This is a genomic window from Clostridium grantii DSM 8605, from assembly GCF_900129965.1.
Lineage (GTDB): Bacteria > Bacillota > Clostridia > Clostridiales > Clostridiaceae > Clostridium_AF > Clostridium_AF grantii.
Genome location: NZ_FQXM01000013.1, coordinates 1 through 19,249 on the forward strand (window position 1 = coordinate 1; position 19,249 = coordinate 19,249).

Below are 19,249 nucleotides of genomic sequence, written 5' to 3' on the forward strand. Positions count from 1 at the left end.
GTCAGGTTTGAAAATTTTCCATAAGGGCATAGAGACCCGGTCGAGGAGCATATGCTGACATCCGCCTCTTGGATAGACTGAACGAAGGAATTTAGGACACAGATCCTGTGAGACATGGAAGGGTAAGTTACCAGAGTTATTGCGGACACCTATAGTAACCATATTTTAACAAAACGTGGATAGCTTTATTTAGGTGGTCAATATATGTCCATATATTTGAATTGCTTCAATGTATATCCAAGGAGTTCTTTTTAGTCATGATGATATTGTAAGAATGGGAGAGATATCAAGAGAAAATTAAAGTATAGAGAGGAAGGCAATACAATGAATTCACATGAAATTGATTATACTATTTATGGGGACGATATGCAATTTGTAGAAATTGAATTAGATCCTAAGGAAAGTGTGGTAGCTGAAGCTGGCGGTATGATGATGATGTCTCAATACATTGGCATGGAAACCATCTTTGGAGACGGTTCTAAAAATTCCGGTGGTGGTTTTATGGATAAATTATTCAGTGCAGGGAAAAGAGTCATTACAGGTGAAAGTTTATTTATGACTTTATTCACTAATAACGGCCACGGAAAGCAGCAAGTTTCTTTTGCATCTCCTTATCCTGGTAAAATTATACCTCTAGATTTATCTGAATTTGGCGGGAAAATCATTTGCCAAAAAGATGCATTTTTATGTGCTGCAAAAGGTGTTTCTATAGGCATAGAACTTCAAAGAAAACTAGGCACTGGTTTTTTTGGAGGGGAAGGTTTTATTCTTCAAAAATTAGAAGGTGACGGCATTACTTTCGTTCATGCCGGAGGAACTATAATAAAAAAGGATCTTTTACCTGGCGAAACTTTAAAAGTTGATACTGGATGCCTTGTTGCTATGACAAAAACTATAAATTATGATATTCAGTATGTAGGAAATATAAAATCTGCTGTATTTGGAGGAGAAGGGTTATTCTATGCTGCAGTAACTGGCCCAGGTTCTGTTTGGATTCAATCTCTACCATTCTCAAGACTTGCTAGTAGAGTATTTGCAGCTGCACCTCAAACCGGTGGTTCAAGAAAAGGGGAAGGTTCTGCACTGGATATGTTGGGTGGACTAGGAAACTTATTTGACGGAAATTAAAAACAAAAACATATAACAAAAAGAACCTATCACAAATGTGATAAGTTCTTTTTTATTTTTATTCAAATAACTTACTTACTGGATCATTTTCATATATTCTTCTTACTGCTTCCGCCATTAAAGGAGCTATAGATAATATAGTGAATTTTTCTAATCTTTTTTCTTCCGGTAAATTAATTGTATTTAGCATTACGACTTCTTTTATTTCAGAATTCTTAATCTTCTCTACAGCATCACCTGATAAAACTGGGTGACTACATGCTCCATATACTTCTTTAGCACCTTTTACAATTAAAATTTCTGACCCTCTAGCCATTCTTGTTCCTGTATCTATAATATCGTCCATTAATAAAGCACATTTGCCTTTAACTTCTCCGATTATAGTTACTATTTCTTCACCTGTTAATTTATCTTTTTTTCTATCTATAATTGCAATAGGCGCATCCAATCTAGTAGCTAGCTTTCTAACTCTAGGTACTGAAGCCGCATCCGGTGCCACAAGCACTACATCATCACGATCTTTGAATCCTTTATCTACAAAATATTTACCTATAATAGGTTCTCCACGCAAATTGTCCACAGGAATATTAAAATATCCTTGAACTTGAGATGCATGTAAATCAACTGTTAAAACTCTGTCTGCTCCTGATTTTGTTATTAAATTAGCTACTAATTTAGCACTAATAGGATCTCTTGATTTCAATTTCCTATCCTGTCTAGCATATCCATAATAAGGTATAACCGCAGTAACTCTTCCAACAGATGCTCTTTTATATGCATCTATCATTATAAGTAACTCCATCAAGTTATCATTAACTGGATTATTTGTTGCTTGAATAACAAAGGTATCATACCCTCTAACTGTTTCTTCAGTATTAACGGAGATTTCCCCATCACTAAATTTAGTTACTTTAGTGTCTCCAACTTTAGTGCCTAAAATTTCGGCAACTTCATCCGCTAAAGGTTTGTTTGAATTACCTGAAAATATTTTTAATTCCTTACCGTGATAATACATATTCACCCTCCTAAGTCATGTGTACTAATCCTGACTTTTTAAAAAATTATTAAATACACTCTCTCAATTAAAAAGTATAACAAATAATTAAGTAATATACAAAATAAATATAGCATTTATCTAGATTTTTTTTCTTTATACATATATAAATCAGCTTTATTCATCAATTCATCAATATCACATCCATCTTCCGGATAAATAGCCATACCCATACTAGCAGAAATATACATTTCTTTTTCATTAATTAATAAAAATTCCTTTAAAACACTTTTAATTCTCTCTATTATTTCGTATAAAAGTATGGCTACTTATCTCCATAGGTATTCTTTTACCTTTTTTACTTACATGAGTAATATAAAATTGTGCTTTACCTTCATTGATAAGTTTTCCCAATATTTCTGGGTACCTTTGAATTACATCTTCTTCATTTAAATCTTTAAAAGACATTTGTAGTAATTCTTCCCTGCTATACCCTAATCTTTCACAAGCACTGTCATTGACTTCACAAAATCTTATAGGAGTACCATCCTCCTTAACTTCACTTAAAAAAATCGAATCAGTAATCATATTAAATAAAAATTTATCCAAGAAATTCCTCCTTCCACCTTATTTAAAATAAAACAAATCCGGTATATTTTTACACCGGATTGTCATTTTATTACTAATAGTTTTCTACAAAAATTTCAAAATAACTTTGAGGATGTGCACACGCTGGACAAATCTTAACTGCTTCTTTTCCTTCATATATATCTTTTAAATACCTCTGCTATTTCTTTGAAACCTTCTTCTTTTGCAATTTCTGCAAAAGCAGGGTAAAGTTCTGTCCACTCTTCATTTTCCCCATTAGCAGCATATTCTAAATTTTCTAAAGTACTTCCTAAACCTGCAGAATAGGTAGCATTAATTTCTACTCCCCTATTATTTAGGTCTTCATTTAAAAATTTTAAAAATTTTTTTGCATGCTCTTTTTCATTTTAGGCTGTTTCCATAAAAATATTAGCTATTTGCACATAGCCTTCTTTTTTAGCTTTTGATGCATAGTAAGTATATTTTGTCCTAGCTTGACACTCACCCGCAAATGCTTTCATTAAATTTTCCGCAGTTTTTGTTCCTTCTAATTTCCCCATAAAATCCCCCTATTTTTAGAAATTTACTTTAATTATACCATCTTATATATAAAACAACAATTATTTTTCTTTATATGACAAAAACCCTTCTAAGAGGGTTTTTATCAAGGTTTATATTAATGTGTTTAATTGGGTTAGCTTTTTAATAATTCACTTTTTCACCATAATAAATTGATTTGAAAAGATTTTCCATATTTTCATCGTCAATACTTCTAGGATTTGATCCTGTACAAGCATCTAAGACTGCATTTGCTGCAATAAATTTAAGATTTTCGCTGAAATCTTCTTCACTTATTCCATAATCTTTCAATGTCAATGGTATTTCAAGTTCACCATTTAATTCTTTTATCATTTCTATTAAAGCATCTACTAATTCATCTTTTGAATTTCCTTTTAACTCAAGTGCTTTAGCAATTTCTGCATATTTATCTAAAGATTCTTTTCTATTATATTGAATTACATAAGGTAAATAAATAGCATTAGCACAACCATGAGGCACATGGAATACCGCTCCTGTTTTATGAGCCATTGAATGAGTAATTCCAAGTAACGCATTTGAAAATGCCATTCCAGCTAAACATTGAGCATAATGCATTTCAACTCTTGCTGCTTCATCACCTTTGTATGAATTTATTATATTTTCTTTTACCATCACTATAGCTTTAAGAGCTAATGGATCTGAAAAAACAGAACTTGCTGTAGCAACATAAGCTTCTATTGCATGAGTAAGTGCATCCATTCCAGTATGTGCTACTAATGTAGGCGGCATTGTTTGAGCTAAATCCGGGTCTACAATTGCAATATCTGGAGTTATGTTAAAATCAGCTAAAGGATATTTGATTCTAGCATTATAATCTGTAATTACTGAAAAAGCAGTAACTTCTGTAGCTGTTCCACTAGTTGAAGGTATAGCTAAGAATTTTGCTTTTTGTCTTAATTCTGGTAATCCAAAAGGAACAACTGCTTGTTCAAATGTAAATTCTGGATACTCATAAAAAATCCACATAGCTTTAGCTGCATCTATTGGTGAGCCTCCGCCTACTCCAATAATCCAATCAGGCTCAAATTCTTTCATAGCTTCCGCACCCTTCATAACTGTTTCCACTGATGGGTCTGGTTCAACCCCTTCAAAAAGTAAAGTTTCCATTCCTGCTTGATGCAAATATCCTTCTATTTTATCAAGGAATCCAAAACGCTTCATTGAACCACCACCGACAACAATTATCGCTTTCTTTCCTTTTAAATCTTTTAATGTTTCAACTGATCCAGCTCCAAAATAAATATCTCTAGGCAAAGTAAATCTTGACATATTTTATCCTCCTTAAATTTTAGAAAGTATTTGTGTTTGTTTTTACGCTAAATACTATAGCAATAACCATGCCAAACTTTTCACAATCACCAAAAGCCCTATTTTTGTAGCTTCAAAGATTTAGTTATTATTTCAAATAAAAAAGTGTCATGAAATTGAACATTTTCTTTCATTATATATGTTCAATTTCATGACACTGTCCTTATATTCAACACTTTTTCTTTAATAAAAAATATAATATTGATATTTAAATATCAATATTATATTTTTTAATCTTTGTATATAAGGTATTTCTACTAATTTCTAACTTTTTCGAAACTTTAGAAATATTTCCCTTGTATTCTATCAAGCATTTTTTTATATATTCTGTTTCTAACACTTCCAAGGATACAAAATCTAAAGATTTATTGTTATTTTTTTCACAAACAATGTGAGAATCTACAATTTCTTCATTTTCATTTCTATTTTCTTTATCAAGTTTGTAGGAAGTTTTTCCCTGAAAGTTAACTACATTTTCAATAAAATTTTCTAGTTCCCTTATGTTTCCTGGCCAATCATAGTCAATCATAGATTTTTTTAAACTCTCACTGACTTTTGGAATATGTTTATTTAGTTTTATAGCTTTATTTCTCAAATAATATCTTAACAAAATAGGAATATCTTCTTTTCTCTCACGTAAAGAGGGTACAATAATAGGGATTACATTTAATCTATAAAACAAATCTTCTCTAAAGGATCCTTTTTTAACTTCTTCTTTTAAATTTTTGTTTGTAGCAGCAATAATTCTTACATCTATATCTATAGCTTCACTTGCCCCCACTCTTGTAACCACATTTTCTTGAAGAACTCGAAGAAGTTTCACCTGCATATGCAAAGGCATTTCACCAATTTCATCCAAAAATAAAGTACCTTTATTAGCTAATTCAAACTTTCCTGGGCATCCACTTTTTTTAGCCCCTGTGAAAGCTCCCTCTGCATAACCAAATAATTCACTTTCAATTAAATTATTAGGAATTGCCCCGCAATTTACTGCTATAAAACTATTATGAGCTCTATCACTTTCATTATGAATAGATTGAGCCATTAATTCTTTCCCTGTTCCACTTTCCCCATTAATTAAAACCGTTGAAGGACTTTTTGAAATAGCTTTAGAAAATTCTATAACTTCTTTAATAGCTTTACTTTCTCCCACAATATCATCAAAAGTGTATCTAGCACTATACCCTGAATAATGTTTTACTAAAGTTAAAATATTCTCTAGCTCTTTAAATGTGACCACAATACCAATCATTACTTTTCCGTCAAAAATAGGGGTAACAGACAAATGAAATGTGCCTTTTATATTCCCTTTTAAATTGGCTTCCTCATCTTCATAAACATTTCCCTTTTCCAAAGTTTTCATTATAACTTCCCAGTTTGGTAAAATATCATCCACTCTTTTATTCAAAATAAAATCTTCTCTAACCCCAAACAATGCTAAAGCAGCTTTATTAATTGTTTTAACCCTTCCATCTCTTCCAACAACATAAATTCCATCTTTCACCGAGTCAATCACTGCATTTATATACTCATAAGCTTCAATCATTTTTATTTCAGTTGAGTTTATTCTTAATTTGTTTTCTATGGACTTCACTGCAGCTACCACAAGCCCCAAAGAATGTGGATGTACATTTTTACTTTCCCCTGTTAAGTTTAAAGTACCTATAATCTTGCCTTTTTCATTATGAATAGGAGCAGCAGAACATGTCCATTTATGATATGCTGTAATAAAATGTTCTTTTGCAGTTATTTGAACAGGAATATTTTCTTTTATAGCTGTTCCCATAGCATTAGAACCTATGCTTTCTTCGTTCATATAAGCACCTACAATCATATCCATATTTTGACCTTCATTTAATATATCTTTATCCCCAATTACACTTAAAATACATCCATCTTTATCAGTTAATATAATAACAAATCCCGTATCCTTTAAAAAAGAGTATAGAGTGTTCATATCCTCAATAGCAGCATTAATTAAAAGTTTATTTTTTTCTATATTTTCTTGTATTTCTATTCCTTTAATTATTTTTTTAGATATAATTCTATCTTTTTCAACTCCATATTCCTCACTTCTTTTGTGAGAACGTTCAATTATGTTTTTATATAAGCTCTCTTCTTTCATTTATGCCATTCCTCCATAATCTAAAAGCACTCTTTCTTAATGGAGTGCTTTTCATTATATCAATATTCTATTAAGCTAAATATTTCATTAATTGAATAAGCATTTCATTATCAATATTTAAAAATCTTAAGCCATATTGTAATTTACCCTCTACTTCTTTAACCCAAACAATTTCAACTTCTAAATTACCTAATTTTTCAGAAAATAACCTAACATTCTGCCACTTGGATTTATCATCATATCCTTGAAACTTTCTACAAAGTATTTTACATCCTCCATCAGAAATATCCTGAATCTCACACACATGTGATTCATTATACCTGAGCCTCAATATAACCTGTTCTTTTGTAATAACTCTTTCTTCATTTCTAAATCTTGGTTTTTCAAAACAAACAAGTATAGTTATAAAAATCGCAATAGCATTATAAATTGACCAAATTAAATTTATGATCATATATGATTTAACAATAGAACTATTATTGCTATACATAACTTCAAATAATATCCAAGCAGTTATGTTTATTATAAGCAATACTATATGTGGTATAGCTACTTCCCAAGAAAACTCAATTTGTGTTTTAGGAAAAACTTTTTTTTCTTTATCCACTACATATTTCTTTTTAATGAAAAAAGCTTTTAAAGCTGATAAAGCTAAAAATGGAGAAAAAGCTACATTATAAACATGATTCCACCAAAATTTAGTTTTTTTATTGCCGCTTGCTAATTTAACCCACAAAGCATAAGCAATAAAATTAGGTATCCAAAACTTCAAAAATTTCAATGGTTCTGTTTCTATTATCCATAATCCAAATATAGCATATATAGTTGGAGCTATAATATAAATCAATTTAGCAATACCAGAAAATAAACTAGTATAATCCTCCAAGTAAATAATTTTTTGCATAAAAGACAATTTGCTTTTTTTAGAAAAACCAATTCTTCTATAATTATTTATTCTTACCTCATACTCTTGTTTTCTTGCTTTTACCATATCAATAAATCTTTCAGGTTTTAATCCACTTACTAAATTTTCATCCGTATATATAGATTTAAATCCATTAGATTGTAGATTCATAGTTACTTCTACTGTTTCTCCCATGCTTTCATTAGGTATATTTTTAATAGTTTTCAAAGCATTTCTCGAGAATATTGAATTACTTCCTTCATGAATAACTCCACTATGTAACTCTCGATGTTTTTGTAAATTTTTAAAAAAATAATCTTCTTCATTGGGTATTTTACTTAATATATTTAGATTATATTGAAAAGGATTTTCATTATAAAAAGATTTACTTATTTGTACAAAACCAATCTTATTATCGTTAAAATAGTGTAAAGTATTTTCCAGTATAGATGCTTTAGGAACCATATTGCCATCTAACAATAATATAAATTCCCCTTTGGAATTAATCAAAGCATGATTTATTGTTCCTGCTTTTCCATATTTATCATTAAATCTTCTTAATTCATGTATGCTCAATTCCTTACATAATGCTTTTCTTTCTTCAACATTAGTATTATAGCACAGGTAAATATTCATAAGGTCTTTATCATAATCAATGCTTAAACAAGCTGCTATTGTTTTTTTCAAAACTCTAATAGATTCATCTCCAGCTAAAATCAAAATATCTACCGAAGAAATAAATTTAGAATCTTTTTTTGTACTATCTTTTTTGTTTGAAGAAATACTATTTCCATTAATAAGATTCAATAAAATCCTTCTAAAAAAGCCCATCCATTCTGTTGTTAGCAAAATTATTCCTAGTATAAAGCTAACAATTCCATAGCTAAAAGGTATTGTGTACAAAGTCCTCCAAATCAAATAACCAATATTAAATAGCATAACACTTACAATAAAAATCCGCTTGAAATTTTTACTTTTTTTACTTAAGTAATATAAAATAAATATCCATATAATTGCCGAAATTGAAATTATACTATATATGTCTAAATTTAATACTTCACTTAAAATTCCCATGATTTCCTCCTGAAGTTTTTATTTTACTATATTCTCATTATCATATCATATTTTGCTATTCTTTTGAACTAAGTTTATTACCAAAAAAAAATTCAAAGGCTTATAAATATTGAATTTGCTATCCTTTGAATTTAATCTATTTATTATTTATTTTTAACTTTCTCTTCAAATTAACACCCTGGACAAACATTGCAAAGACTTTCCGGTTCATTGATTGGTTTTAAAATAAGCCCCTGTTTATTGTTTTCATTATCAGACAATATAATAAATCCTTCATACTCTTTAATTAAATTAGGATTTATTATAAAAGTAATATCCTTAATAGTTACCACTATGTCCTTTTTTTCAATTTTACCTTCAGCTATATTAAAAATACACCCACTGCATTTTTTTCCAAGATAGCTTATTCTAATGTTAAAATTTTTAATATCACTATATTCTAAAAAACCTTTAAATTCTTCATAAGCTTCATCACTAATTTTTATATATTCCATAATTTCTCCCCCTTATATCAACATTTAATTATCATTATGTTAATTATTATAGCTTATTTTTATCTTTTTATCAATAATTACTTATGATTTGTCCTACAAGAAAAAAAAATCCTAATAACACACGTATAAATTAATAGTTGAACAGGGATACCTATAGGAAGTTTTTACCCTAAAGTAACTTTATTTCTACCTGTAGCCTTGCTTATATACATCAATTCATCTGCCCTTTTTATCAAAGTTTCTATGGTATCACTTTTTCTAACTTCAGTGACCCCCAATGAACAAGTCACATTTAAATTTTCTTTTCCCTTTCTCAAAGAAGAATTTTCAATAAGCATCCTAGTTCTCTCTGCCAACTCATATAAATTCTTATCATCTTCCACCAAGGGGAATATAACAATAAATTCTTCGCCACTCCATCTTCCAGCCATTCCACCATTATTACTATAATTATTAAAATCCTTCATGCTTAGCGCAACCCCTTTCACCTTGTTTTTTAACTTCAATTCATATCTATTTCATATTCTTCAAAAACAACTACTTTATTTCTTCCTGAATTTTTAGCTTTATATAAAGCTAAATCAGCTCTCTTTAAAAATTTATCCTTATTTTCCTTCATATCATCATTTTTGTACACTGTTACACCAAAACTTGCTGTAATATTAATAGACTCTTTTAACTTATCTATTTCAACCCACATTTCTTCACATTTTTTTCTTAATTTTTCTGCAAGAACAGCTACCTTTGAAATTTCCAAACTAGCAACTAATATACAGAACTCCTCACCACCAATTCTTGCTACTAAATCTTCTTTTCTTATATTACTTTTAAGCATATTAGAAAAAGCAATTAACACCTGATCACCTATATCATGTCCATAACTATCATTAACTTTTTTAAAAAAATCTATATCTGCCATAATCAAACCAATATTGCCACATTCAGTTCTTTCAATTAAAGATATGTTTTCTTCTAACCTTTTATAAAATTCACGTCGATTACTCAAGCCTGTTAAATAATCTGTATTCACTAATTTAGATATTTCATTATTTGCTTTTTTTAACTCAATATTTTTTTTAGCCAATTCTCGAGTAAGTCCCATCATTTCAATGTTCATTTCCGACATTTTGCTAATAATTTCTTCCTCTGAAATAAACAAATCTTCCAGAAATACAATTGATTTATCTTTAAATTTAATAACCTTACCCTTTATTTTACTGACACGACCATTGCCTTTATTATATTTTACACTTATCATGTAAATACTTTCTACATCATTTTTTTTGTTTTCTCCCCTGTAAGAGAAATCATTTAATTCCACTTTTGACTCGATTTCAAAGTATTGTGTAAAAGGTTTATTTATATAATTTTCTTGGCTATTAGCTAATTTCGTGAAAGCTTTATTTACACATACTATATTCCTATCTTTATCTAATTCAATAATTGAAATACTAGAATATTGAAATATAAACTCATATATTTCATTAAAATCATAATTCTTCTCCTTCACCATTTGCCTCCTTCCACCACTCTCTAGCAGTATCAAGCGTTTCTGAAACGCTTAAAGATATTTTATCTGCGCCTATTTTAGACTTATTGTCAAAATAATTGAATGCTTGTCCTCCTGCTAATATTTTCAATTTTCTTAAATCATCATTGCCTTTAATTTCATCAATAATTTCCTTGGCTTTACTAATATTAAATGCCATGGTCACTGAAATAACTAGAAAACTTGGTCTTTCTTTTAAAATTGTTTTCACCAAATCTTCTTTGGGAATATTTGAACCTAAATATATAACATCCCATCCATCTAGTTCTAATAAATCTGCCACAATTCTTATACCTAACTCATGATATTCATTTGTTGCAGTTGTAACAATGATTTTTCCCTTAGTTATTTCAGTTAAAATAAAGTAGTCCATATATATATTAGCCATTATCCTTGAAATAACCGACGTAGCCAAATGCTCTTGTGAAATAGATATTTCCCCCATTTCCCAAGCCTTACCTACATCATACATTGCTTCTTTTATGATTTTTGTATATATATTACTTAAAGATTCTTTGTCATGAATAATTTCTTTTACTAATTCTAAGGAAGATTTGTAATCCCCTTCAATCAAATATGAAAATAACATATTCTTTTTATCTTTTAAAACTACTTCAAAAGGACTTTCTTTTATGGATAATTTTTTTTCTTCTATTGGGTTTACATCAAATTCATCGTAAAAATTTTCCATCCAATAATAAACTTCAGTTATTTCTCTAGCTGCAAAAATATCTAAAGTTAAATTTATCACCTGAATCCAAGTAGATAAAACTTCCTTGAAATAATTTTCGGAAAATCCTCTAGCTATATAGCTTGAAAAAACCCAATTTAAAGATTTTTCTAATAGCTCATAATCATTTAGCAAAAATACATTTGTCATAAATTTACCATGATTTTCATGATTATTGAACATAACTGTCAAAGGATTATCCCCTATTAAATTTTCTTTTAAAAGCTTTTCTTCCATTATATCATTAACTTTTTTGGTCATAACATCTAAATTTTCCTTATAATTCGTAGCCGAACTATAAGAAACAGTTTTTCCGTAAATCTTTCCCCATTGATTATCCATAAAATTCACCTCGAATCATAATTTTTTATCAATAAATTTAATTTAATTTTAACATATTTTGAATAATATTAAAATATGTATTAAATAGTTTCTTAGTTGTTTGCCTCAAAAAAATAAAAGAGGATAGTAAGTATTAATTTTACCTCCTCTTTATCTATCCTATATAGTTTTATACATAAAATATTTTTCTAGCTTTTTTTCTTCTTAATCATTGCAAGAAGAACCTTCTCCGGATTAATTGGTAAACTTCTTATATTCACTCCCACAGCATTATAAACTGCACTAGCAATTGCCGGTGCTGGAGTATTTATAACAACTTCCCCAATAGATTTTGCTCCAAAAGGACCTGTAGGTTCATAACTACTTTCAAAATCAACTCTTATATTTCCTACATCATTTCTGCCAGGTATTTTATATTGCATAAAAGAATCCGTATCCATTTTACCTTTTTCTGAATATCTTACTTCTTCAAACATAGCAAGTCCTATTCCTTGTGCGATTCCGCCCTCTACTTGAATCCTTGCAAGACTGGGATTAATAACCGTTCCACAATCCACCACAGCCACATAATCAATAAGCTCTATTTTTCCTGTTTCCGTATCTACTTCAACTTCTACAAAACCTGCTATAAAAGGCGGCGGTGAAACCGGACTTCCATGAGTTGCTGTACCAATCAATTGATTTTTTCCTACTCCAAGAGCTAGAGTTTGAGCCAACTTATCTAAAGATAATATAGCTTCCCCCTCCAAGGTTTTTATATATTCTCCATCAAACTCAATACTATCGATAGTTTTTCCTAGCATTTTTGCACCTTCAAATAAGATTTGTTTTCTCAAATCTTCTGCAGCTTTTACCACCGCCATTCCTGTCACATAGGTTGTACTTGATGCATAAGAACCAGGATCATAAGGTGAAATATCTGTATCTGCTGAATAAATGATTATTTTATCCATAGTTGTATCTAAAATTTCTGCTGCCATTTGAGTTAGTATGGTATCACTACCAGTACCCATATCAGTTGATCCTACAAGAAGAGTATAAAAGCCGTCATCGTTTAATTTAATTTCAGCTGAAGCTGTGTCTATCCCTGCAATACCTGATCCTTGCATAGTTACAGCCATTCCCACCCCTCTCACCTTGGAGTCGCTTACTATTTTTCTAGGATATTTTTCTTCCCATCCAATAAGTTTCTTTCCTTTTGCCACACATTTATCCAAAGTAGAGCTTGCCAAATATTCACCGTAGTAAGCTGGCATAGTTTCCCCTTCTTTTACTAAATTAATTTCTCTCATTGCAACTGGATCCATATTAAGTTTTGCAGCTAATTGATTAACAGTTGACTCTACCGCAAAAGCTCCTTGAGTTGCTCCATACCCTCTAAAAGCTCCTGCAGACATTTTATTTGTATATACTACATCTGCTGTAAATTTAACCGCTTTTGTTTTATTGTATAAAGGAAAAGTTTTATGTGCTACAAGTCCTATAGTTGTAGGAGCATGTTCTCCATAAGCCCCGGTATCAGAAAGAGCGTTTATTTCTATTGCCTTTATGTTTCCATCTTTATCTGCACCCATTTTAACTTTAATTTTCATAGCATGTCTACTTGTAGTAGTTGTAAAAGTTTCTTTTCTATCATAAACTATCGTTGCAGGTTTACCTGTTTTTAAAGTTACTATCCCCACAAATATCTCCACCGCAGCAGTTTGTTTTGCACCAAAACCTCCACCGATTCTTGGCTTAATAACCCTAACCCTTGATCTTGGTATATCTAGTGCTGTTGCCACAATTCTTCTTACATGAAAAGGTATTTGAGTGGAACTTACGCAAGTTAATCTTCCTGTTTGATCAAGATAAGTATAAGCTCTAAAAGATTCCATCATAGCTTGTGCCTGAGCTTGAGTATAATAAGTTTCTTCTACAATCACATCAGAATTTTTAAATTCCTTTTCTAAATCTCCATGTTCATAACTATCAGAACAAACAATATTTCTCTTAACCTGTGATTTAATGTCAAAATTCAAGTGATAATCCTCTTCAAAATGTATAACGGATTTATGGTCTATAGCTTCTTCCATATCTAAAACAGGTTCAAAAACCTGATATTCTACTTTAATAAGCTTTATAGCTTTCATTGCTGTCTTTTCATCAACAGCTGCTATAATTGCAACTTCATCCCCTACATATCTTACATATTCATCTAGAATTAATCTATCATAAGGAGAAGGTTCTGGGTAGGATTGACCAGCCAGTGTAAATCTTTTTTTTGGTACATCTTTATATGTTAATACACATTCTACTCCCGGCAAATTTTCTGCTTTTGATACATCTATAGCTTGTATTTTTGCAAAAGCATAAGGACTTCTAAGAATCTTAACAATCAAAGCATTTTGAGGAACAATATCATCTGTGTAAACAGGTTTTCCTGTAACCAAGGTCATACCATCTATTTTATTTATACCTTTACTTACTACCTTCATTTAATTTTCCTCCATAAACTTTTTAATTGCTCTTAACTGTCCCATATAACCTGTACATCTACATAAATTACCTGACAAATAATGTTTTATATCTTCTTCTGAAGGATTTACTAGCTCTTTTTTCATAGCTATCACTGTCATTATAAATCCAGGACTGCAAAAGCCACATTGTTCTGCTCCCTCTCTTACAAGGAACTCACCAAATTCTTTTGCTTCCTTTTGTATGCCCTCTAGTGTTGTTACTTTTTTTTCATTCGCTTTAACTGCTAAAACAGAACAAGAAAGTACTGGTTTTTCTTCAAGCCAAACAGTACATAATCCACAATTTGTTGTATCACAGCCTCTTTTAACACTAAAAAAACCATATCTTCTAAGAGCATCAATAAGCATTTCATCCTTTTCTACTTCCATTATCATTAAATTTTCATTAATATTAACTTTTATTTGCATAACATTGCCTCCTTGATAGCTCTTTTAACTAACACTTTTGAAACTTCTTCTCTATATTCTTTTGAAGCTCTTTTATTTCCTTCAAAAGTTAACTCTTGCACTGCCATGTCAGCTGCTTTTTCTATATTTTCTTCCGAAAAAGTATTTTCCGAAAGAAACTTAGATGCTTTTTCTGCAATTTCAGCTCTAGCAGGCCTAGCTCCTACAACAATAGTACATGTTTTATCTTTTTTAGCAACAGCCACATTTAATAAAGGAAAGTCTGCTGCTGAATTTCTAATCATTTTATATGAAGCATTTATATTTTCTTTCTTTATTATCAATTTAACAAGTATATCTTTTTCATATGGTTTCTTCAAGAAATCTTTTAATAGCATTCTTCCACCTTTAAAAAGTTCCACCTGGGTATCAATAGCTAACAACGGAGTAATAAAATCCGAAAATCCAAATCTTGAAAAAACTGACCCACCTACCGTTACAACATTTCTGAACTGAACACCAATAATATTACTTACTGCACTACATATTATTCCATTAGAATATTCCTTTAAAATAGAATTTATTTCAACTTCTCTTAAAGATGTCATTGCTCCTATTTCTATATAATCATTATCTTCTGTTATAAAATCAAGATTTATTGATGTTAAATCAATTGCTGTACCTATTCTTTTATTACCCATTCTAAGCCATGCACATCCACCTAAAACGGTATTATTCTTTTTCTCCATTAAAATTTCGTATGCTTCCTTCAAATCTACTGGCTGAGCATATTGTTGAATTGTAAACAATTAAATTCCCCCTTGAAATATATCTTTTGTTTTACCATAAATCTGTTCTGTTACGCGAAAATAATACCAGTTTAATGAAATCATTTTACTGGTATATATTTCTATTTCAATATTATACATGTACTTTTTCTGTGTACCTTTATAACCTAAGCTATATTTTCTTTTGGAAAAATCACATTAAGTACTAATGCAACTAAAGCACTCATTACTATACCTGATTCCCCAAATAAAAGTTTTATCCACTCTGGCATATAAGCTAGGATTTCAGGAACTAAGCCAAATCCTAATCCAAGACCTAATGAAACTGCTACAATAAGACCATTTCTACCATCAAGAGGCTCTTTAGTTATTAAATTAATACCACTAATAGCTATCATAGAAAACATTATTATTGCTGCTCCTCCAATTACACTAGCTGGCATTATAGCAATCAAAGCTCCTACCTTTGGAAATAATCCAGCGATAATCAAGAAAATAGCTCCTGTTGCTACTGCAAATCTATTCATAACACCTGTCAAAGCTACGATTCCAACATTTTGACTAAATGATGTATTAGGAAAAACTCCAAATAAGGCTGCAAGAGAACTTCCAAATCCATCTGCTATTACTCCACCTGATAATTCCTTATCAGTTGCTTCTCTTTTAAGTCCACCCATTGTTATAGCTGAAATATCTCCTACTGTTTCAACAGTAGTAACTAAAAACATTATACTCATAGCTACTATAGCATCCCAGTGGAAAGTCATACCAAATTTCAAAGGTGTAGGTAAACTAAACCATCCTGCATTACCTATTGCTGCAAAATTAACTTTTCCCATAAATATTGCTACTATATATCCTACAATAATTCCGATTAAAATAGATGATAAACTTGTGAAACCTTTAGTAAATTGTTTAAAGAAAAGAATTACAACTAAAACGATTGTCCCAAGTAAAAGGTTTGATAAAGAGCCAAAATCTTCTGCTCCTACTCCTCCACCAAAATATTTTACCCCAATTGGTAAAAGTGAAAGTCCTATAGCTAAAACTACTGTTCCAGTTACTACTGGTGGGAAAAACTTTCTTATTGGTTTTAAAAACCAGCCAAAAATAATTTCTACAAATCCGCCTATAAATGCAGCTCCTAAAATTCCCGCTAAACCATACTTAGCTCCTATTGATATACAAGTTGGAATAAATCCAGAGCTTGTACCCATAACAATTGGTAATTTTGCTCCCACTCTACCGATAGGATAAAGTTGAATCAATGTAACAATTCCTGCAATAAACATAGCAAATTGAATTAATAAAATCTTATCTTCTACAGGAAGTTTAATAGCCCCAGCTACAACAATTATAGGAGCCACGTTTCCTGCAAACATTGCAAGTACATGTTGCATTCCCAGTGGTATTGCTTCTCCTAATGGTGGTGTTCCATCCAAATCATAAACGCTTACTTTTTTACTCATAAGTCCCTCCAAAATATTATTTTTTTCATATGTATTCCCCTCAGGAAGTATAACATAAATTTATTAACTTGTGAACCATTTAAGTAAAGTTTTGTTTATGATTCGTTACATGCCGTACATTGTATAGATTTAAATTCGTCTTTGTACGTATTTATTCTTTTTTGACATAGCTTTTACTATTCTAAACATATAAAGCTAAACATATAAAGCTAAACATATAAAGTTAAACTCTATAGGATTAAATATAAAAACTTAGCTGAAGAATAAATTATATCATCCGGAAAATCATATTCTAATGTATGAAGTTGTGGATGATTTAATCCTGATCCTATTCCAAACATACATCCTTTAACATCTTTTAAATAATATCCAAAATCTTCTGACCATCTGAAGGCACTATGAATCTTTTCTGTTTCCACATTGTTATTAATTGCAACTTGTCTTATTTTATCAACACACTTCTTATGGTTTCTTGTTTCAGGAAATTCATCGCAAAAGGATATACTATACTGTAGTTTATTTTCTTTTGACACTATCTTTGTAAATTCTTTTATTTTATTTTCAATCTTATTTAAATCATCTTCATTTTCTGCTCGAATAGTAGTCATTATTTCTCCATAACTTGCCGAGGTCCCAAAGGCCTTTTCACCTATTGAAACATTTATTAAAGTAGATAAAACCATTCCTTTGTAGTTACCTATTTTAGGAGCCTCACTAATAAATTTAATAATGTCTGCAGCTGCTATTGAAGGATTAGTTCCAAATTCAGGATAAGCCGCATGAGAAGGTTTGCCTTTAAGTTTTATAATCATTCCTTTAGATGCACAAGCAAAAACTTCTTCTTTAATTAAAATACTTCCTTTCTTGTAATTAGGTATATTATGAAAAGAATATATCTCATCTATATTGTTTTCCTTTAAAAAATTATCTTCAACAATTTGCTTTGCTCCTTGTCCTATTTCTTCCGCAGGTTGGAATAATAAATATATATTTTTATGATATAATTTATTCTCCTCAATAAGTAAAGCCAGCATAACAAGAATTGAAGAATGACCGTCATGTCCACACTTGTGAGATACCCCTTTATTTATTGAACAGTATCCTGTCTTTATATTTTCATCTATTGGAACAGCATCCATATCTGCTCTAATAGCTATATTAGGTAAGTTTTCTTTATTTTTATAAACAGCGTAAAAGTAACCCTTTTTATCTACAATTCGAAAAGACGTATTTCTTTTTATGAAATTCTTTAGTATATTTTGAGTTGTTTCCTCTTTTCCAGATAGCTCTGCATTTTTATGTAATTCATGTCTTAATTCTACTACAAGTCTTAATTTTTCTTTATCCATCATTACTCATCCCCCAACTCTATTTTATGTGAATTTTGACTATATCAATTATACCACAATAGCCCCTCTAGCCTACCATTGGTATACAACTTCATTGTGTTGTATGGCTTACGCCATGTGGTAGGACTTCGTCCTGAGGTAGCCCTTCAGACTGAGGTGCAACAAATTGGTTCACGGTTCACGGTTGAGGAGAGCTTTCGATTTGGCGAAAGCTTTAATTTAATTAAAAGATAAAAATACAATAATACTAATTGAAACTAGTATTATCTAAGATTTTAACTTTACTTAATTCAAAGATTTTCGAAGAAAATCCTCATTAATAGCCGAAAGGCTACCACATGGCGAAACCATACCATGGCCGCTAGCCTGCCACCATAGTCCTCAAGGCCTACCATTATTTCTTATTTCTTCTTCCCCACCTATCCCTTCTGGACAACCACCTTGCAACTCCAACTTCATACATAATATCTATCTATATATTACCCATTTCAATTTTCAAACATATTATACATAGTAGAGATTTTTATTCTCTTACAATATTACCTTGGAGATGATAACGTAATGTCAAAGAAAAATCATTCTCGTCCTCACCATAAAGATTTTTGTATTGATGATGATTCTAATTTTTCAGATAACCATTGGGATGATTCAGAATATCCAAATTATATTGAGGATGATACATCAGGTTTAGATTCTTTTTGTGACCTAGACCGCTGTACAAAAATAATTGTAATTTTATTGTATATATTATTAGAAATATTTAAGAATTGCCAAATAGGACCAACCGGACCTACTGGCCCTGTTGGCGCAACCGGACCTACTGGCCCTATTGGTCCTGTTGGCGCAACTGGTGCTGTTGGTCCTATGGGTCCTGTTGGCGCAACTGGTGCTGTTGGCCCTA

General features: G+C 30.6%; 17 protein-coding genes and 1 pseudogene. 2 read left to right on the forward strand and 16 right to left on the reverse strand.

Annotation, left to right across the window (positions count from 1 at the left end; all coding sequences use genetic code 11):
• Positions 1–324: 324 nt before the first annotated feature.
• Positions 325–1,128, forward strand: coding sequence for a TIGR00266 family protein (locus BUB83_RS11990; RefSeq protein ID WP_073338715.1), 804 nt, complete (start codon positions 325–327; stop codon positions 1,126–1,128).
• A 58-nt stretch (positions 1,129–1,186) separates the two neighbouring features.
• On the opposite strand, the gene BUB83_RS11995 is transcribed toward BUB83_RS11990, so the two are convergent.
• From BUB83_RS11995 to BUB83_RS12070, 16 genes and pseudogenes are all read right to left on the reverse strand, one after another.
• A complete protein-coding gene (locus tag BUB83_RS11995; RefSeq protein ID WP_073338716.1) occupies positions 1,187–2,143 on the reverse strand; it encodes a ribose-phosphate diphosphokinase in 957 nt (318 codons plus the stop codon).
• 116 nt (positions 2,144–2,259) lie between these two features.
• Positions 2,260–2,445 (reverse strand): diguanylate cyclase domain-containing protein, encoded by a 186-nt coding sequence (locus BUB83_RS12000; protein ID WP_084133542.1) that lies wholly within the window; start codon positions 2,443–2,445, stop codon positions 2,260–2,262.
• Positions 2,414–2,731 (reverse strand): PAS domain-containing protein, encoded by a 318-nt coding sequence (locus BUB83_RS12005; RefSeq protein WP_073338717.1) that lies wholly within the window; start codon positions 2,729–2,731, stop codon positions 2,414–2,416. The genes BUB83_RS12000 and BUB83_RS12005 overlap by 32 nt, the downstream gene beginning before the upstream one ends.
• Positions 2,732–2,804: 73 nt before the next feature.
• Positions 2,805–3,270, reverse strand: a pseudogene (locus tag BUB83_RS12010) (rubrerythrin family protein).
• Between the two features lie 142 nt (positions 3,271–3,412).
• Positions 3,413–4,579, reverse strand: a complete 1,167-nt coding sequence (locus BUB83_RS12015) for an iron-containing alcohol dehydrogenase (protein ID WP_073338718.1) — start codon at positions 4,577–4,579, stop codon at positions 3,413–3,415.
• Between the two features lie 247 nt (positions 4,580–4,826).
• On the reverse strand, positions 4,827–6,743 hold the full coding sequence (locus tag BUB83_RS12020) for a sigma 54-interacting transcriptional regulator (protein WP_073338719.1): 1,917 nt from the start codon (positions 6,741–6,743) through the stop codon (positions 4,827–4,829).
• Between the two features lie 70 nt (positions 6,744–6,813).
• Complete coding sequence (locus BUB83_RS12025) at positions 6,814–8,721, reverse strand: glycosyltransferase (protein ID WP_073338720.1); 1,908 nt, start codon at positions 8,719–8,721, stop codon at positions 6,814–6,816.
• A 170-nt stretch (positions 8,722–8,891) separates the two neighbouring features.
• Positions 8,892–9,215, reverse strand: coding sequence for a HesB-like protein (locus tag BUB83_RS12030; RefSeq protein ID WP_073338721.1), 324 nt, complete (start codon positions 9,213–9,215; stop codon positions 8,892–8,894).
• Between the two features lie 164 nt (positions 9,216–9,379).
• Positions 9,380–9,682 carry a GGDEF domain-containing protein gene (locus BUB83_RS12035; protein WP_073338722.1) on the reverse strand — a complete coding sequence of 101 codons (303 nt, stop codon included), beginning with the start codon at positions 9,680–9,682 and terminating at the stop codon, positions 9,380–9,382.
• Positions 9,683–9,717: 35 nt separating this feature from the next.
• Positions 9,718–10,725 (reverse strand): GGDEF domain-containing protein, encoded by a 1,008-nt coding sequence (locus tag BUB83_RS12040; protein ID WP_159434085.1) that lies wholly within the window; start codon positions 10,723–10,725, stop codon positions 9,718–9,720.
• On the reverse strand, positions 10,706–11,836 hold the full coding sequence (locus BUB83_RS12045; protein WP_073338724.1) for a cobalamin B12-binding domain-containing protein: 1,131 nt from the start codon (positions 11,834–11,836) through the stop codon (positions 10,706–10,708). The genes BUB83_RS12040 and BUB83_RS12045 overlap by 20 nt, the downstream gene beginning before the upstream one ends.
• Before the next feature lie 188 nt (positions 11,837–12,024).
• Complete coding sequence (locus tag BUB83_RS12050) at positions 12,025–14,313, reverse strand: xanthine dehydrogenase family protein molybdopterin-binding subunit (protein WP_073338725.1); 2,289 nt, start codon at positions 14,311–14,313, stop codon at positions 12,025–12,027.
• On the reverse strand, positions 14,314–14,763 hold the full coding sequence (locus BUB83_RS12055) for a (2Fe-2S)-binding protein (RefSeq protein ID WP_073338726.1): 450 nt from the start codon (positions 14,761–14,763) through the stop codon (positions 14,314–14,316).
• Positions 14,754–15,551, reverse strand: coding sequence for an FAD binding domain-containing protein (locus BUB83_RS12060; RefSeq protein ID WP_073338727.1), 798 nt, complete (start codon positions 15,549–15,551; stop codon positions 14,754–14,756). The genes BUB83_RS12055 and BUB83_RS12060 overlap by 10 nt, the downstream gene beginning before the upstream one ends.
• 146 nt (positions 15,552–15,697) lie before the next feature.
• Positions 15,698–16,999 carry a uracil-xanthine permease family protein gene (locus BUB83_RS12065; protein WP_073338728.1) on the reverse strand — a complete coding sequence of 434 codons (1,302 nt, stop codon included), beginning with the start codon at positions 16,997–16,999 and terminating at the stop codon, positions 15,698–15,700.
• Positions 17,000–17,229: 230 nt separating this feature from the next.
• Positions 17,230–18,351 (reverse strand): amidohydrolase, encoded by a 1,122-nt coding sequence (locus tag BUB83_RS12070; protein ID WP_084133543.1) that lies wholly within the window; start codon positions 18,349–18,351, stop codon positions 17,230–17,232.
• Between the two features lie 558 nt (positions 18,352–18,909).
• On the opposite strand from BUB83_RS12070, the gene BUB83_RS22455 reads away from it, so the two are divergent.
• Positions 18,910–19,249: collagen-like triple helix repeat-containing protein (locus BUB83_RS22455; protein WP_242950673.1), on the forward strand; the 340-nt coding region annotated here is incomplete at its 3' end.

Excerpts from the sequence above, each read along its gene's own strand:
- BUB83_RS11990 (WP_073338715.1), top strand. The coding sequence starts at position 325 with ATGAATTCACATGAAATTGATTATACTATTTATGGGGACGATATGCAA.
- BUB83_RS11995 (WP_073338716.1), bottom strand. The coding sequence starts at position 2,143 with ATGTATTATCACGGTAAGGAATTAAAAATATTTTCAGGTAATTCAAAC.
- BUB83_RS12015 (WP_073338718.1), bottom strand. The coding sequence starts at position 4,579 with ATGTCAAGATTTACTTTGCCTAGAGATATTTATTTTGGAGCTGGATCA.
- BUB83_RS12020 (WP_073338719.1), bottom strand. The coding sequence starts at position 6,743 with ATGAAAGAAGAGAGCTTATATAAAAACATAATTGAACGTTCTCACAAA.
- BUB83_RS12025 (WP_073338720.1), bottom strand. The coding sequence starts at position 8,721 with ATGGGAATTTTAAGTGAAGTATTAAATTTAGACATATATAGTATAATT.
- BUB83_RS12030 (WP_073338721.1), bottom strand. The coding sequence starts at position 9,215 with ATGGAATATATAAAAATTAGTGATGAAGCTTATGAAGAATTTAAAGGT.
- BUB83_RS12035 (WP_073338722.1), bottom strand. The coding sequence starts at position 9,682 with ATGAAGGATTTTAATAATTATAGTAATAATGGTGGAATGGCTGGAAGA.
- BUB83_RS12045 (WP_073338724.1), bottom strand. The coding sequence starts at position 11,836 with ATGGATAATCAATGGGGAAAGATTTACGGAAAAACTGTTTCTTATAGT.
- BUB83_RS12050 (WP_073338725.1), bottom strand. The coding sequence starts at position 14,313 with ATGAAGGTAGTAAGTAAAGGTATAAATAAAATAGATGGTATGACCTTG.
- BUB83_RS12055 (WP_073338726.1), bottom strand. The coding sequence starts at position 14,763 with ATGCAAATAAAAGTTAATATTAATGAAAATTTAATGATAATGGAAGTA.
- BUB83_RS12065 (WP_073338728.1), bottom strand. The coding sequence starts at position 16,999 with ATGAGTAAAAAAGTAAGCGTTTATGATTTGGATGGAACACCACCATTA.
- BUB83_RS12070 (WP_084133543.1), bottom strand. The coding sequence starts at position 18,351 with ATGATGGATAAAGAAAAATTAAGACTTGTAGTAGAATTAAGACATGAA.